At 58.5% G+C, this 14,536-nt stretch carries 14 protein-coding genes and 1 pseudogene; 7 read left to right on the top strand and 8 right to left on the bottom strand.

Translation table 11 applies throughout. The features are described from left to right. Positions 1-122: 122 nt before the first annotated feature. Both AC1RKH_RS00525 and AC1RKH_RS00520 read right to left on the bottom strand, forming a co-directional pair. Positions 123-569: a hypothetical protein gene (locus tag AC1RKH_RS00525; RefSeq protein ID WP_493060644.1), complete on the bottom strand. Its 447-nt coding sequence runs from the start codon at positions 567-569 to the stop codon at positions 123-125. A 30-nt stretch (positions 570-599) separates the two neighbouring features. Then, a complete protein-coding gene (locus tag AC1RKH_RS00520) occupies positions 600-1,367 on the bottom strand; it encodes a COG4705 family protein (RefSeq protein WP_493060643.1) in 768 nt (255 codons plus the stop codon). A 334-nt stretch (positions 1,368-1,701) separates the two neighbouring features. Between AC1RKH_RS00520 and AC1RKH_RS00515 the strand changes: the two genes are divergently transcribed. Further along, complete coding sequence (locus AC1RKH_RS00515) at positions 1,702-2,574, top strand: undecaprenyl-diphosphate phosphatase (protein ID WP_493061353.1); 873 nt, start codon at positions 1,702-1,704, stop codon at positions 2,572-2,574. An 86-nt stretch (positions 2,575-2,660) separates the two neighbouring features. On the opposite strand, the gene AC1RKH_RS00510 is transcribed toward AC1RKH_RS00515, so the two are convergent. Continuing rightward, positions 2,661-2,981, bottom strand: a complete 321-nt coding sequence (locus AC1RKH_RS00510; protein ID WP_493060642.1) for a hypothetical protein — start codon at positions 2,979-2,981, stop codon at positions 2,661-2,663. 344 nt (positions 2,982-3,325) lie between these two features. On the opposite strand from AC1RKH_RS00510, the gene ppnN reads away from it, so the two are divergent. Beyond that, positions 3,326-4,699, top strand: coding sequence for a nucleotide 5'-monophosphate nucleosidase PpnN (gene ppnN / locus AC1RKH_RS00505; protein WP_123425552.1), 1,374 nt, complete (start codon positions 3,326-3,328; stop codon positions 4,697-4,699). A 63-nt stretch (positions 4,700-4,762) separates the two neighbouring features. Here the strand turns inward: ppnN and AC1RKH_RS00500 are convergent, their stop codons facing one another. Both AC1RKH_RS00500 and AC1RKH_RS00495 read right to left on the bottom strand, forming a co-directional pair. Further along, positions 4,763-5,674, bottom strand: coding sequence for a pyridoxal-phosphate dependent enzyme (locus AC1RKH_RS00500; RefSeq protein WP_123425553.1), 912 nt, complete (start codon positions 5,672-5,674; stop codon positions 4,763-4,765). Between the two features lie 146 nt (positions 5,675-5,820). Beyond that, positions 5,821-6,162, bottom strand: coding sequence for a DUF190 domain-containing protein (locus tag AC1RKH_RS00495; protein ID WP_493060641.1), 342 nt, complete (start codon positions 6,160-6,162; stop codon positions 5,821-5,823). Positions 6,163-6,399: 237 nt separating this feature from the next. Here AC1RKH_RS00495 and AC1RKH_RS00490 point away from each other — a divergent pair, with 237 nt between their 5' ends. Together AC1RKH_RS00490 and AC1RKH_RS00485 are read left to right on the top strand one after the other, a co-directional pair. Then, on the top strand, positions 6,400-6,678 hold the full coding sequence (locus AC1RKH_RS00490) for a DUF3303 domain-containing protein (RefSeq protein WP_493060640.1): 279 nt from the start codon (positions 6,400-6,402) through the stop codon (positions 6,676-6,678). Positions 6,679-7,003: 325 nt separating this feature from the next. Then, a pseudogene (locus tag AC1RKH_RS00485) lies at positions 7,004-7,093 on the top strand (DUF3303 domain-containing protein); the annotation flags it as partial. A gap of 255 nt (positions 7,094-7,348) precedes the next feature. Here the strand turns inward: AC1RKH_RS00485 and AC1RKH_RS00480 are convergent. Together AC1RKH_RS00480 and AC1RKH_RS00475 are read right to left on the bottom strand one after the other, a co-directional pair. Then, positions 7,349-8,137, bottom strand: a complete 789-nt coding sequence (locus tag AC1RKH_RS00480; protein WP_493060639.1) for an ABC transporter substrate-binding protein — start codon at positions 8,135-8,137, stop codon at positions 7,349-7,351. 96 nt (positions 8,138-8,233) lie between these two features. Next, on the bottom strand, positions 8,234-9,403 hold the full coding sequence (locus AC1RKH_RS00475; protein ID WP_493060638.1) for a M20 aminoacylase family protein: 1,170 nt from the start codon (positions 9,401-9,403) through the stop codon (positions 8,234-8,236). Positions 9,404-9,509: 106 nt separating this feature from the next. Here AC1RKH_RS00475 and AC1RKH_RS00470 point away from each other — a divergent pair, with 106 nt between their 5' ends. Next, complete coding sequence (locus tag AC1RKH_RS00470) at positions 9,510-10,499, top strand: LysR substrate-binding domain-containing protein (protein WP_493060637.1); 990 nt, start codon at positions 9,510-9,512, stop codon at positions 10,497-10,499. Positions 10,500-10,527: 28 nt separating this feature from the next. Here AC1RKH_RS00470 and AC1RKH_RS00465 read toward each other — a convergent pair whose 3' ends face one another. Further along, the gene (locus tag AC1RKH_RS00465) at positions 10,528-11,238 is read right to left on the bottom strand and encodes a FadR/GntR family transcriptional regulator (RefSeq protein ID WP_493060636.1); all 711 of its coding nucleotides are present in this window, start codon (positions 11,236-11,238) and stop codon (positions 10,528-10,530) included. 388 nt (positions 11,239-11,626) lie between these two features. On the opposite strand from AC1RKH_RS00465, the gene AC1RKH_RS00460 reads away from it, so the two are divergent. Further along, a complete protein-coding gene (locus AC1RKH_RS00460; RefSeq protein ID WP_493060635.1) occupies positions 11,627-12,985 on the top strand; it encodes an MFS transporter in 1,359 nt (452 codons plus the stop codon). Between the two features lie 39 nt (positions 12,986-13,024). Next, the gene (gudD, locus tag AC1RKH_RS00455) at positions 13,025-14,374 is read left to right on the top strand and encodes a glucarate dehydratase (protein ID WP_123427748.1); all 1,350 of its coding nucleotides are present in this window, start codon (positions 13,025-13,027) and stop codon (positions 14,372-14,374) included. The last annotated feature ends 162 nt before the right edge of the window (positions 14,375-14,536 follow it).

Genomic DNA, 14,536 nt, shown 5'->3' with positions numbered 1-14,536 from the left:
GGCTCGACACTCACGCGGGTTTGCACCTGCGTAAATGTCGAGCCTGCATTGAATCACCTGTTCCAGCGTGCGCGAAGCGATTTATTGGTATAGAACGCCATCCGCTTCGCGGCTTGCGGTCATTATCTCCCTTGCAGCGAGTTGAAGGTTTTCAGCAAAACATCCATTGCCGCCTTGCAGTCGCTCTGTTTCGGGCTGTCGGCGCGCAGGGCCTCAAGTGCACTGTCGATGGCCTTGTCCAGTACATGCCAGTCGCCGGCAGCACGCGGCTTGAGGCCGGCTTCGGCAGAGTCCCAGGCCAACTCCAGGTCCTTGATCCGGGTTTTCGCGCCTGGCAAGTCGCTCTTGTCGACGAGGCCGGCGACGCTTGTTGCGATGTTCTGGAACGCCGACAGGTCGCCCAGTTTCGAGGCCGAGCTCTGGACCGCACCGGCCTGAACGCTGGCCGCGCCCGACGTCGCGTTCGCTTTAGGGGCATCGGCAGGTTTCGAACACCCGGCGGTCAGGCCCAACACGACGATGGCGGAAAGGATGGCGGCTTTACGAATGGCGGTTTGCACGTAGAACATGATTTTTCCTTGATAGGCTATTTGAACGAGTTATTCAGCGACGAGGTTGCGATTGCCGGCGTTCATCTGCGCGGCGGCGACCAAAATCAGGATGACACTGAGGAAAATCGCGCTGGTCCACATGGCGCCCATGCCGAGGCCGCCATAAGTCTTGGCTTGAGTCAGCAAGTCGCCCAGGGAGGCACCGAACGGACGGGTCAGGATGTAGGCGATCCAGAAGGTCAGGACCGCATTGCCACCCAGGCGCCAGGCAGCAAGCGTCACGGCGATCAATGTGCCGAAAATCACCGCGCCCAGTGTGAAGCCAAGGCCCAGTGCCTCGGTGGCCAGATCGCCGGCTGCCGTGCCCAGCGCAAAGGTGCAAAGCACCGTCGTCCAATAGAACAACTCCCGGCGCGGCGTGACGATTTCATTGATGGAAAGGCTGCGTTCCAACTTGAACCAGATCAGAAAATTGATCGCCAGCAATACGGAAAATACCGCCGTGCTGGCATACAGGCTGACGCCCAGCTTGTCGGTCAGCACATCGGTAATCTGCGTCCCGACGACACTCACCAACACCACCGTAAGCCAGTAAATCCAAGGGGTGTAGGCGCGTGTGCGAAGTTGGCCGAACAGTGCGATCGCCAGCAGTACGGCCATGCCGATACTGGTGACACTCTGCCCCAGACCCGCATCGACAGCCAGAAAGTCGGCGCCGGTTTCACCCACGGTAGTGGACATGATCTTGATGACCCAGAAGGACAGCGTCACTTCGGGGACTTTGTTGAGCAAGTCGGCTTTTGTAAGCGGCTTCATGTGGGTACTTCTCCTTAACGGCGCTGCAATTGGCGTTAGGAGAGACTACGCAGTCAAACTTAGCTGGGACTGAGGAGCGTCGATTGTCGTCGATGAACCGAACCTGAAACCACGGCCCGATCTATACACAAGGGTTTCGCGGGGGCTCTGGGCTAACAAAAATGATGTCAATAGCCGGTAGCAAACCGTTACAAATAAGGCGATCATTCAGCTCGCAGTCACCATGAACGACCGTCTGATAGAGCGGTTCAGTCCAGGATCTTTTGTCCACTGCCGAGCTTTCCGAACGTGGCTTCGGGGTAGTGGAGAAGCCTTACTTCTTAAGGAAAGTATTTTGACAAACGTCTGTTCCAGCGGCCTTGATATTGGCTTTGCTTCTCTGGATTACATGCAAATTGGCATCCTGGGCATCATTCAAGGCATCACCGAGCTATTACCCATTTCATCCACTGCGCACATGCGAATCGTACCCGCCCTTCTCGGCTGGCCCGATCCCGGCTCGGCGTTTTCCGCTGCCATGCAATTGGCCGCACTGGCCGCGGTCGTCAGCTATTTCTGGCGTGACGTACGGGAAGTCGTCACTGGAAGCATCGGTGCCGTGCGCCAGCGTGATTACAACAACCAGTCGTTCAAGCTGGCCGTTGCCATTGTGCTGGCGACCATCCCGATCGGCATCGCAGGCCTGGCGTTGTCCTCGCTGCTCAACACCTGCAATTCACCCTTGCGAGGCCTGATGGTGATTGGTATCTCCTGCGTGGTGATGGCCGTTCTGCTGGCCGCGGCCGAACTCAGCTGCCGTCATCAGCGTGTCGTGGGAGAGATGCGCCTGCGGGATGCATTGATCGTCGGCATTGCGCAGATTGGCGCGCTGATACCGGGCGTTTCCCGCTCCGGTTCAACACTCACCGCAGCGCTCTTTCTTAACTTCAAACGCGAAGAAGCCGCTCGCTTCTCGTTCCTGCTGGGGCTGCCCGCTATCGCGCTGGCCGGCTTGAAAGAGCTGTGGGTGCTGTTTCATGCACAGATCCCGGCCGAAGCCTGGTCGCACCTGATTTTCGGGCTGGTGATCGCCAGCGTGTCGGCATTTTGCGCCATCTGGGGCCTGATGAAGTTCCTGGAAAAGTTTTCCACCTGGCCCTTCGTCATTTACCGGGCGGCACTGGGTATTTTCCTGATTGTCGCGGTCAGTACCGGGCTTTTGAGCTAAATAACGTTCAAACGCCAATAGAGCCCGGCCGAGTGCCGGGCTTTTTTATTGGACGAGGGTCTGTTGATCGAATGCATCCGACATCGTCATTTACGCGCCAACTTGTACCTGACGCACTCTTCATAGAAGCTCTGCCGGACAGCACCGGGTTTCATCCGCGATGGACTGTCGTAGGTTTGCTCGGTGATGCCCATGGCCATCATGCGCATCCAGCCCTTGCTGAACTTGTAGGTCTGTAGCTTCTGGCGGGCGGCATACAGTGAAACCCCCGACAGTTTGAGCTCCTGGGCTTTTGCCGCAGTACCCGCGCCCCAGCTGCACATAAAGCGATCATTCGACATCAACTCTTTGGCCTCGACAGAGACTGCAACACTCGCCAGGGCCAGCGAGATCAATACATTGCGCATTTGCATTCCGACTAACCAACTGAAAATAAAGTGATTTTGGCGATAATTTTCAGGCTTCGGGGCCAGCAAAATGCCTGCTACGCGGCTGACTGAATGGGCTCAGTGACACCCGGCCGCATAATGATTCCTCGCCAACACGGCGAGGACAATTGACAGCAGCGCGAGGAAAATCAGAGCGACCAGATAGCGTCACGGGATCTCGAGGTTCTCGGGTGAAAAATCAAACGTTTGCATTCATGCCCGGTCGCCGGAGAAGATGAAAGCAGCACGATCGCTCTGGCACTGACTATCCTGATGCTACTGAGCCTGTCGGGCTCGATAACATCGTTCTCAGGGAATATCGAATGACCGCAAGACAAGTAATCAATGCTTCGGTGAGCCCAAAGGGCAGCCTGGAGACGCTGTCCCAACGCGAAGTTCAGCAACTGAGCGCCGCCGGATCGGGCAGCATCTACTCTCTCTTCCGCCAGTGCGCCCTGGCCATCCTCAATACCGGCGCCCATGTCGACAACGCCAAGACCATCCTTGAAGCCTATCGGGACTTCGAGATTCGCATTCATCAGCAAGATCGTGGTGTACGCCTGGAACTGCTCAATGCACCCGCGGACGCCTTCGTCGACGGCGAAATGATCGCCAGTACCCGCGAGATGCTGTTCAGCGCCCTGCGCGACATCGTTTATACCGAGAATGAACTGGACAGCCAGCGCATCGACCTGAGCTCGTCCCAAGGCATCAGCGACTACGTCTTCCACCTGCTGCGCAACGCCCGCACCCTGCGCGCCGGCGTGGAGCCGAAAATCGTCGTGTGCTGGGGCGGTCACTCGATCAGCAGCGAGGAATATCAGTACACCAAGAAGGTCGGCCACGAACTCGGCCTGCGCAGCCTGGATGTCTGCACCGGTTGCGGGCCTGGGGTGATGAAAGGCCCGATGAAGGGCGCGACCATTTCCCACGCCAAGCAACGGATCACCCACGGCCGCTACCTGGGGCTGACGGAGCCTGGAATCATCGCGGCCGAGGCACCGAACCCGATCGTCAATGAACTGGTGATCCTGCCGGACATCGAGAAGCGTCTGGAAGCTTTCGTGCGCGTTGGCCACGGCATTATCATTTTCCCGGGCGGTGCCGGTACCGCCGAAGAGTTCCTCTACCTGCTCGGAATCCTGATGCACCCGGACAACCGCGATCTGCCCTTCCCGGTGATTCTGACCGGACCGAAGAGCGCGGAACCGTACCTGCAGCAGCTGCACGCGTTCGTTGGCGCGACACTGGGCAAAGACGCGCAAAGTCATTACGAGATCATCATCGACGACCCGGCCCAGGTGGCCCGGCAAATGACTCAAGGGCTCAAGGACGTCAAACAGTTCCGTCGCGAGCGTAACGATGCGTTCCATTTCAACTGGCTGCTGAAGATCGACGAAGGCTTCCAGCGCCCGTTCGATCCCACCCACGAAAACATGGCCAGCCTGCAACTACGCCACGACCTGCCACCGCACGAACTGGCAGCGAACCTGCGCCGCGCGTTTTCCGGCATCGTCGCCGGTAACGTCAAGGACAAGGGCATCCGCCTGATCGAGAAACATGGTCCTTACAAGATCCACGGCGACGTAGCGGTCATGCAACCGCTGGACAAACTGCTGCAAGCATTTGTCGCGCAACACCGCATGAAACTGCCAGGTGGCGCGGAGTATGTGCCCTGCTATCAGGTCATCAGTTAAAAGCAGCCTGGTGTCGACAGGCTCGGGACCGTGCGGTTCCGGGCCGTCCCCGCAGACGTCAGGTCAAGGCTTCGCCCACTCGGCAACCTTCTGCGCACTGATGCTGATCCCGCCACACACGACGACAACCACATCATGGGCACCGACAATCGCCGGGTGATCCAGATACGCGACAGCCAGCGAGACACCGCACGCTGGCTCCACCAATTGGCGCAGGTCATCGGCATAGCGGACAACGCCCATGATGGCGTCGGCATCCGTCAGCACGACACAGGTGTGCTGGAAATTCTGGATGTGCTGAACCGGCCACTGCGCGACTTGCAGCGCACCGAGTGAGCTGGCAACGGTGTTGATTTCGGGGAGTTTGACCGGATGCCCGGCTTTGACCGCGGCAGCGAATGAGGCTGCGCCCTCGGTTTCGCAAGCGATGATCCGGCAATCCAGTCGAGCATGGCGTTCCAGACCGGTCAGGATCCCGGCCAGCAAACCACCCCCGCCAACCGACGCCACCATCGTGTCGACCTGAGGGCAGTCCTGGAGGATTTCATCGATCATCGTGCTGTGCCCTTCCCAAAGCGTCGGGTGGTCGAACGCGGGCACGTATTCGGTATCAGGCTCCTTGGCGAGTTCCAGCGCCAACTGGTTGGCTTCATCCCACACCTGACCGTGCACGATCACTTTCGCCCCGGTTTTGGCGATCCGCGCTCGGGTGCTTTCCGGGGTGGTGTGCGGCACGATGATGCTCGCTTCCAGACCCAACGCCGCAGCGGCCACTGCCGTCGCATAGCCGGCATTGCCACCGGAAGGACAGACCACTTTCTTCATGCCCTGCTCGGCCGCTCGAGTACAGAGCAGGCCCATGCCACGCAACTTGAATGAACCGCTGGGTTGCAGGTTTTCCAGCTTGAGCCAGATGCGCCTGCTCGGCGTCGAGAGCCCCGGATGGAGTACCAAGGGTGTTCTGATATGCAGCATCGCGGGCTTCCTGATAACAATCGGATGAATGGAAACCCGGTTCCGGTGCTGATTCGAACAGGCAAAGACACATTCGAGGAGTGCCCCCTGGACCGGGCTGTACACCTGAGTTTAGACGTACGTACCTTCCTGGCTCGCCAGGGATATCAAGCCTGCTGACCGCACGGCTCGGCCCTTTTGCCGACGGTTCCGAATTCAACCGGCGCCTTGATGTAAAACAAGCTGATGTCTTCGGCCTCGAGTCGCTCGAACAGGCGCGTGCACTCTTCTTCGGTAATCGCCATACGGATCTCGGCGGGCTGATCGCCCATCTCGAAAAAATGCGCGGAATGGAGTTTTCCGGAATGCCCGAAACCTTCGATTCCGGTGGCCAGGGTGGCCCCGTGCAGGCCCATGTCTTTCGCCAGATCGATGAGCCAGTCACCGAGCATTTTTCCGTGATGACGGCGGTTCTGTTGGGTATAGAAAATCACCAGAAAACCTTGCATGGCGGATCTCCTCTCTATGGCTTCATTCACTCAACATAAACCGGGGATTTGTTCTAGCGGTGGGAAAGAAGATCAGCGGTCATACGCAGCGTTTGGGGGGCTGCTATGCCTTCTCATGGGAGCTGTCGATCAAGCCAGCCAACGGACAAGCTGCAAACCGATGCGTGGCCATGGTCGCGGCACCAACCTCGTGCGCGCAGAGAAAAACCGGTGCCAACCCCTGACAGGAGGTGGCAGATGCTCTACATCGTCAGTTGGTCAATCACTCCGGAACGTCGCAATAGCGCGATCGAACGTTTTCTCAAGACAGGTGGGGCTCCACCCGTAGGCGTCACGATGCTGGGGCGCTGGCATGCCGTAGGACGCATGACCGGTTTTGGTGTTGCAGAGGCCAGTGATGTCACGCTGATACAGAAATGGGTGCTCGAATGGAGTGACCTTTTGGCCATGGAGATTCTCCCTGCGCTGACGGATGAGCAGGCGGCTCCGCTGCTGGCAGCGGCGCTTGGCAAGTAACCGTCGGCGTCTATTGATCGTTCCCATGCTCCCGTGGGAACGATTGCCAGTCAATTCTGGCAAGCGAAGCAAATCCAGTGTGGGAGCGAGCCTGCTCGCGATGACGGTTTTACATTCGGCATCGATGTTGACTGTCACACCGCTATCGCGAGCAGGCTCGCTCCCACATTTGATCTTTGCTGTTTCGAACCAAGCGTTCGCTTAACTAACTGGCATTAGCCCGGGCGACTGCTCCGTTCAAGATGCCGAGCGGAGTTTACTTCGCGCCGTAAATATCGAAGTCGAAGTACTTTTTGTTGATCTTCGCGTACGTGCCATTAGCAAGGAATGGAGTGACCTTTTGGCCATGGAGATTCTCCCTGCGCTGACGGATGAGCAGGCGGCTCCGCTACTGGCAGCGGCGCTGGGCAAGTAACAGTCGGCGTCTATTGATCGTTCCCATACTCCCGTGGGAACGATTGCCAGTCAATTCTGGCAAGCGAAGCAAATCCAGTGTGGGAGCGAGCTTGCTCGCGATAGCGGTTTTACATTCGGCATCAATGTTGACTGTCACACCGCTATCGCGAGCAAGCTCGCTCCCACATTTGATCTTTGCTGTTTCGAACCTTGTGTTCGTTTAGCTGACTGGCATTAGCCCAGGTGACTGCCCTGTTCAGGTATCAAGCAGGGATTACTTCGCGCCGTAGATGTCGAAGTCGAAGTACTTTTTGTTGATCTTCGCGTACGTGCCATTAGCAAGAATCGTCGCCAGGGCTTTGTTCAGGTCTTCACGCAGTTCAACATCATTCTTGCGCACGCCGATGCCGTCACCGACGCCAAAGAATTCCGGGTTGTCCAGCGTGCCGCCGGCAAACTCGTAGTCCTTGCCCACCGATTTATTCAGAAACCCGTAACTGGCCTGAATCGAGCCCTGCAACGACGCATCGAGCCGCCCTACCACGAGGTCGGCGTAGACCTGGTCCTGATTCTGATAAGACAGAATCTCTACACCCTGCTTGCCCCAGACGGCTTTCGCAAACGCTTCCTGGGTCGAGCCCTGCTCCACGCCTATGCGCTTGCCTTTGAGCGACTCGAGGGTCGGTTGCAGGTCCGATCCCCGCTTGATGACCAGGCGTGCCGGCGCGTTGGAGACCTTGTCGCTGAACGCAATCTGCTCCTGACGCTTGGGGGTGACGGTCATCGACGAAGCGATAGCGTCGAACTTGCGTGCCAGCAGCCCCGGAATCATCCCGTCCCAGCTGCTTTCAACCCAGACGCATTTGGCGTGCAACTCCGCACACAGCGCGTCGGCGATGTCGACGCCAAAGCCGGTCAGCGTGCCATCCTGATTCTTGTACTCAAGCGGTGGGTACGTCGGGTCAATACCCAACCTCAACACTTTGCCGGACCAGTCGGCTGCGCCGGCCAGGCCGGATGCCGTCATGAAAACCAGTGAAACCGCCGCGATCATCTTATTCATTGTTATTTTCCTCCAGGGGTTCGCCGAGTCGGGTTACCGACAGCTTTTTGTACAACCGTGATGTTTAAAAACTTTGATATTCAAAAGCAGTGCGCCTCAACGCAGAAAACCCTCGGCCAACTTCACCCAATAGCTCGCCCCTATCGGCAGGCAGGCATCATTGAAGTCGTAACCGGGATTGTGCAGCAAACAGCTGCCATCGCCATGGCCATTGCCGATCACCAGATAACTGCCGGGGCATTTTTCGAGGATGAACGCGAAGTCCTCGCTGGCGGTGAAGGGCCGCAGGTCTTCGATCAGCTGCCCTTCTCCCAGCCACTCCCGCGCTACCTGATGGGCAAATGCGGTTTGCTCGGGATCGTTGATCAGCACCGGATGGCAGTGGAAATAATCGATTTCGGCCCGCGCGCCGAAACTCGCCGCCTGCCCGTTGACCAGCTCGGTGATTCTGCGCTCGAGCAATTGGCGAACTTCAGGCGTCAATGCGCGCACGCTCAGGATCATTTCGGCGGACGCGGGAATCACATTCGAAACGTTCCCGGCATGAATCGAACCGACGGTGATGATTGCCGTTTCCTGCGGATTGACGTTGCGCGAGACAATGCTTTGCAGGGCGATCACGATCGACGAGCAGACCACCACCGGGTCGACCGCCTTGTGCGGCACCGCGCCATGGCCACCGGTGCCGATGATTTTGATCGTGACCGTATCGGCAGACGCCATGAACGGCCCGCTGTAAAACCCCAACTGCCCGGCGGGATAGCCCGGTATGTTGTGCATGGCAAATATCGCATCGCACGGGAAACGTTCGAACAGCCCGTCCTCAAGCATCTTCTGTGCACCGCCCAGGCCTTCTTCGGCCGGCTGGAAAACCAGATTCAGCGTGCCGTTGAAATCCCGCGTTTGCGCCAGGTATTTAGCCGCCGCCAGCAGGGTTGCGGTATGACCGTCGTGGCCGCAGGCATGCATTACGCCGTCGATCCGACTGGCATAGGGCAACCCGGTGGCTTCCTGAATCGGCAACGCATCCATGTCGGCGCGCAGCCCAAGCGACCGCCCTTGACCATTTTTCAGGGTCCCGACCACGCCGGTCTTGCCCACCCCTTTGCTGACTTCATACCCCCACTGCGTCAAACACTGCGCCACCAGCTCACTGGTGGTGAACTCTTCAAACCCAAGCTCGGGGTGCGCGTGAATACGCTGACGCAGGGCGATCATTTCATCCTGCAGCGCAGCGATTCCCGGCAGGACGTGGTCAGCATTCATGGGTGTGCTCCTCGATAAGATTATTCAGCTGCCCGCGACTCGACCTGGGCGCTGCTGGATTCGATCTTAGGGAATGGGTCGTAGGCTGGGGAGGCTCAGTTTGGTTATGATGACAACCAACAGTTGTCGCCATGGTGAGCAGATGAAACTGCATCAATTACAAGCCCTGATCGCCAGCGCCGAGACCGGCAGCATCCGTGCCGCTGCGCGCTCGCTGGACATGTCCCAGGCCGCCGTGACCAAAGCCCTGCGCGAGCTGGAAACCGAACAACAGTTACCGCTGTTCGTCAGAACCCCCAGTGGCCTGAATTTCACCGAGTTTGGCAAGGTGCTGCTGATGCACGCCAGGCTGGTGCTCAAGCAACTGGAACATGCGCAGACCGAACTCGATCACCTGCGCGGCAAGGCCCAGGGGCGACTCTGCGTCGGGGTCACGCCCTGGGTCGCGCTAACCTTCTTGCCCGAAGTGGTATTGGCCTTTCGAGCACGCATGCCAGACATCCAGCTGGAATTGTTCGAAAGCCTGATGGCGGTGGCCCAGCCGCTGCTGCGCGATGGCAGCATGGACTTCGCCATTGGCCAGCTTCACCCCGCACAAGCGACCCCGGAATTTACCTGCGAAACCCTGCTCGATTACCAGACCTCGGTGCTGGTTCGCCAGGGTCATCCGCGACAGAACGCACGGTCGATTCACGAATTGCTCGATCAGGACTGGACCCTGAACTACGCGCCAGACGGCCACGATGCGCTGATGCAGGAGCTGTTCTGGAGGCACAACGCGCAGATTGATGAAAAACGCATCGTGCGCGCCCATTCACTGGCGATTCTGCAAATGATGCTCGAGCGGGCCGACATGTGCACCTGGGGCCCGACCATCCTGAGCACTGCCCCGCCCTTCCTTGGCCGCTTGGTTTCGCTGAACCTGACCGAGCAGTTCGAACCGAGACAGCTGAGCATCGTCACCCGACGCAACGGCTCGCTGAGCAATCCGGCGCTGTGTTTTACCGAGTGCCTGTTACAGGTGATTCGGCGTCATGCGCGTTCGGCGAAGCAGGAAGATCGACAGCTGTTTGAAACGCTGCAGTTGTTGGTTTGAGGGGCGATGTCGTTGCTCTGAGATTGCCTCACTCAACCGCCATACGCTCCAGGCTGTTGCTCAAATGCAGCAGCATGGCCGCTCTGGCCGCGTCGGGGTCCTGTCGGCGAATCGCATTGAAGATCGCTTCGTGCTCCAGATTGGCGGCCTGGCCCAGCTTCATCAGATCGGTGCTGCCACGTTCCTGCGCATTGATCCGCGTGCGAGGTATGACCGAGTTACCCAGCTGATAGATGATGTCGGTGAAGTACGTATTCCCGGTGGCTTCGGCAATCAGCCGATGAAAACGCACGTCGGGCTCAACGCTGCTGTCGTTATTGGCCAGTGAATTCTGGTAATCGTCCAGTGCCTGGCGCATCCGGACAAGCTGATCGTCCGTTCGGCGCTTCGCGGCCAGGGCGGCGGCTTGCGTCTCCAGCCCCATGCGAAGTTCGAGAATCCCCCGCACGCTGATCGCGGTGTCGCTGCTCAGGCGAAAACCCTGATGCTGGTCACGCTCCAGGGCAAACGTTCCCACGCCATGCCGGGTTTCAACCAGCCCCGACGCCTGCAACTTGGAGATGGCCTCGCGAACCACGGTGCGACTGACGCCGTGCTCACGAACAATCGTCGACTCCGAGGGCAGTTTTTCACCGGGCGCGATCTGCCCGAGCAGGATGCGTTGAGTCAGCTCGGCGACAATATCGTGCGCCAGACCGGGCGCACGCTTGCGGCCTGAACCATTGGATTCGTTTTGCATGTGGTCCGACCCGTTCAAATGAGGCTCCAGAATACTACTACCGTCGTTCAGTGGGCTGCCCTTGCCCCCCTTCCGAATGCTGATTTTTCACCTCAACACGTCAGACAACATAGCTGTTTCAGCAGTTTTATTCGACTCCATCGTCCGCATGACGACCCAAACACTCATCTTGAAAACTGAAACGCCGAGTAAAAATCGAGCTTAAACCGCTGAAAACCCGTCAAAAACGCACATTTAAATCTTATACCCCCAGTTTTTATAGCCATTTGGTCGCAAGACTCGTATTGCGAGGTAAAAATCTCACTTGTATGATGACTGGCAACTTAAGTCGCAAAACAACACTGCAGCACCACACCCGCATAACAATAATCAGTGGGAGTCATGAACCGTGAGCAACTCAAGCAACGCACCTGCCGTCTCGCCGGACAATCCTGTCCTGGCGCGCGCCATTTCGAAAGTGAAGAGCCATGTGCTCCCGCTCTTCGTCATCATGTTCATCGTCAATTACATCGACCGCGTCAACATTGGCTTCGTCCGCACCCACATGGAACACGACCTGGGCATCGGTGCCGCGGCTTACGGGCTCGGTGCAGGTTTGTTCTTCATTGGTTATGCGTTGTTCGAAGTGCCCTCGAACATGCTGCTGCAAAAGGTCGGTGCGCGTTTCTGGCTGACCCGGATCATGTTCACCTGGGGCATTACCGCCACGCTGATGGCCTTCATCCAGAACGAAACCCACTTCTACATCTTGCGGTTTCTGCTGGGCGTGGCCGAAGCCGGCTTCTTCCCGGGCGTCATCTACTACTTCACTCGGTGGTTGCCCGGTGTCGAGCGCGGTAAAGCCATCGCGATCTTCCTCAGTGGCTCGGCATTCGCCTCGCTGATCTCGGGCCCGTTGTCCGGCATGCTGCTGCAAATCGACGGCCTCGGCATGCACGGCTGGCAGTGGATGTACATCATTGAAGGCATGGCGTCGGTGTTTCTGTGCTTCTTCGTCTGGTTCTGGCTGGACTCCAAACCGCACGACGCGAAGTGGCTGAGCCGTGAAGAGCAGGACGCACTCGTCGACGAAATCGAGCGCGAACAACGTGAGCGCGACGCCGCCCACACGGTCAAACCGACCTTGGGCAAACTGCTCAAGGACCGTCAGATCATGCTGTTTTGCGCCCTGTACTTCTGCATTCAGCTGACGATCTATGCCGCCACCTTCTGGCTGCCCAGCATCATCAAAAAGATGGGCGACCTCAGCGATGTTCAGGTGGGTTTCTACAACTCGATTCCCTGGCTGATTTCGATTGTGGCCATGTATGCCTTCGCCGCACTGTCGGGCAAGTTCAAGTTCCAGCAGGCCTGGGTCGCCGCTGCGCTGCTGATCGCCGCCACGGGCATGTTCCTGTCGACCACGGGCGGGCCGATCTTCGCCTTTATCTCCATCTGCTTTGCAGCCATCGGCTTCAAGTCAGCGTCTTCGCTGTTCTGGCCGATTCCCCAGGGCTACCTCGATGCCCGAATCGCCGCCGCGGTCATCGCCTTGATCAACTCCATCGGCAACCTCGGCGGGTTCGTCGCCCCGACGACCTTCGGCTTCCTGGAGCAAACCACCGGTTCCATTCAGGGCGGGCTGTATGGCTTGGCGGGCACCTCGATCATCGCTGCGCTGCTGGTGTTTTTCGCCAAGACCAAACCCACGGTAACGGACGCAGCCGACACGGACATTCACCAACCCGCGCTGGGTAAATCGCACTGATCGGCGATTGGGTCGAACTGACAAAAACAGGAAATGAACATGAATACCGAACACCTTTACCACACCGGAAAAGCCCCGCTGATCACCAGCCTTCAGGTCATTCCTGTTGCCGGCCACGACAGCATGCTGATGAACCTCAGCGGCGCCCACGGCCCATTTTTTACCCGCAATATCGTCATTCTCAAGGACAGCTCCGGCAACATCGGCGTCGGTGAAGTCCCCGGCGGCGAGCGCATTCGTGAAACCCTGGAAGACGCCCGCAGCCTGGTGGTCGGGCAGCCGATCGGCAAATACCAAAGCATCCTGAACGCCATGCGCAGCGCTTTCGCGGCCCGCGACTCGGCCGGCCGTGGCCTGCAAACCTTTGACTTGCGCATCACCATCCATGCGGTGACCGCCATGGAGGCCGCCCTGCTGGACTTGCTCGGCCAGTTCCTCGAAGTCCCGGTGGCCGCCTTACTCGGCGAAGGCCAGCAACGCGATGCGGTGAAGATGCTCGGTTATCTGTTCTACATTGGTGACCGCAACCAGACCGATCTGGCGTACCGCAGCGAACCCGATGCGGATGACTGGTTCCGCTTGCGTCACGAACAGGCGATGACGCCTGAAGCCATCGTGCGCCTGGCCGAGGCCGCCAAGGCCAAATACGGTTTCAACGACTTCAAGCTCAAGGGCGGCGTGTTGAGCGGCGATGAAGAAATTGAAGCTGTTACTGCTTTGGCCGAGCGCTTTCCTGATGCGCGCATCACCCTCGACCCGAATGGCGCATGGTCGCTTAAAGAAGCCATCCGTTTGTGCCGCGATCAGCATCACGTTCTCGCTTACGCCGAAGACCCGTGTGGCGCTGAAAATGGCTATTCCGGCCGTGAGGTGATGGCCGAATTCCGCCGAGCCACCGGTCTGCCGACGGCGACCAACATGATTGCCACTGACTGGCGCGAAATGGGCCATGCCATCCAGCTACAGTCGGTGGACATTCCATTGGCCGATCCGCACTTCTGGACCATGCAGGGCTCGGTACGCGTGGCGCAGATGTGTCATGAGTGGGGGCTGACCTGGGGCTCTCATTCCAACAATCACTTCGACATTTCGCTGGCGATGTTCACCCAGGTCGCGGCAGCTGCACCCGGCGAGATCACCGCAATCGACACCCACTGGATCTGGCAGGACGGGCAACGGCTGACCAAGGAGCCACTGCAAATCGTCGACGGCCACATCGAGGTTCCAGCCAGACCCGGTCTGGGCGTCGATATCGACATGGACGCCGTCGCCAAGGCCCACGAACTCTACAAAGGCATGGGCCTGGGCGCGCGTGACGACAGCGTGGCCATGCAGTTCATGATTCCCGGCTGGAAGTTCGATAACAAAAAGCCCTGCCTGGTGCGCTGAGTCCCGGCTGCTACGCAGAGTGATGCCTTGAAGCAAGCGAGGACAGGTTCATCTCCCTATAAGAACCTGTCCTCCGCTCTCTCGAATAGATCTATCCCCCCTCGCCCGCCTCCCCGCTCATCAGAATCAGAAACAGAAACAACCCTGTCAAAAAATTTATCC

Source organism: Pseudomonas sp. GW822-FHT06B12 (genome assembly GCF_058799675.1).
Note: the sequence above shows the minus strand (reverse complement) of the source record. Positions and strands in the feature narration are given on the sequence as shown.

Excerpts from the sequence above, each read along its gene's own strand:
- AC1RKH_RS00525 (WP_493060644.1), bottom strand. The coding sequence starts at position 569 with ATGTTCTACGTGCAAACCGCCATTCGTAAAGCCGCCATCCTTTCCGCC.
- AC1RKH_RS00520 (WP_493060643.1), bottom strand. The coding sequence starts at position 1,367 with ATGAAGCCGCTTACAAAAGCCGACTTGCTCAACAAAGTCCCCGAAGTG.
- AC1RKH_RS00510 (WP_493060642.1), bottom strand. The coding sequence starts at position 2,981 with ATGCGCAATGTATTGATCTCGCTGGCCCTGGCGAGTGTTGCAGTCTCT.
- ppnN (WP_123425552.1), top strand. The coding sequence starts at position 3,326 with ATGACCGCAAGACAAGTAATCAATGCTTCGGTGAGCCCAAAGGGCAGC.
- AC1RKH_RS00500 (WP_123425553.1), bottom strand. The coding sequence starts at position 5,674 with ATGCTGCATATCAGAACACCCTTGGTACTCCATCCGGGGCTCTCGACG.
- AC1RKH_RS00495 (WP_493060641.1), bottom strand. The coding sequence starts at position 6,162 with ATGCAAGGTTTTCTGGTGATTTTCTATACCCAACAGAACCGCCGTCAT.
- AC1RKH_RS00490 (WP_493060640.1), top strand. The coding sequence starts at position 6,400 with ATGCTCTACATCGTCAGTTGGTCAATCACTCCGGAACGTCGCAATAGC.
- AC1RKH_RS00480 (WP_493060639.1), bottom strand. The coding sequence starts at position 8,137 with ATGAATAAGATGATCGCGGCGGTTTCACTGGTTTTCATGACGGCATCC.
- AC1RKH_RS00475 (WP_493060638.1), bottom strand. The coding sequence starts at position 9,403 with ATGAATGCTGACCACGTCCTGCCGGGAATCGCTGCGCTGCAGGATGAA.
- AC1RKH_RS00470 (WP_493060637.1), top strand. The coding sequence starts at position 9,510 with ATGATGACAACCAACAGTTGTCGCCATGGTGAGCAGATGAAACTGCAT.
- AC1RKH_RS00465 (WP_493060636.1), bottom strand. The coding sequence starts at position 11,238 with ATGCAAAACGAATCCAATGGTTCAGGCCGCAAGCGTGCGCCCGGTCTG.
- gudD (WP_123427748.1), top strand. The coding sequence starts at position 13,025 with ATGAATACCGAACACCTTTACCACACCGGAAAAGCCCCGCTGATCACC.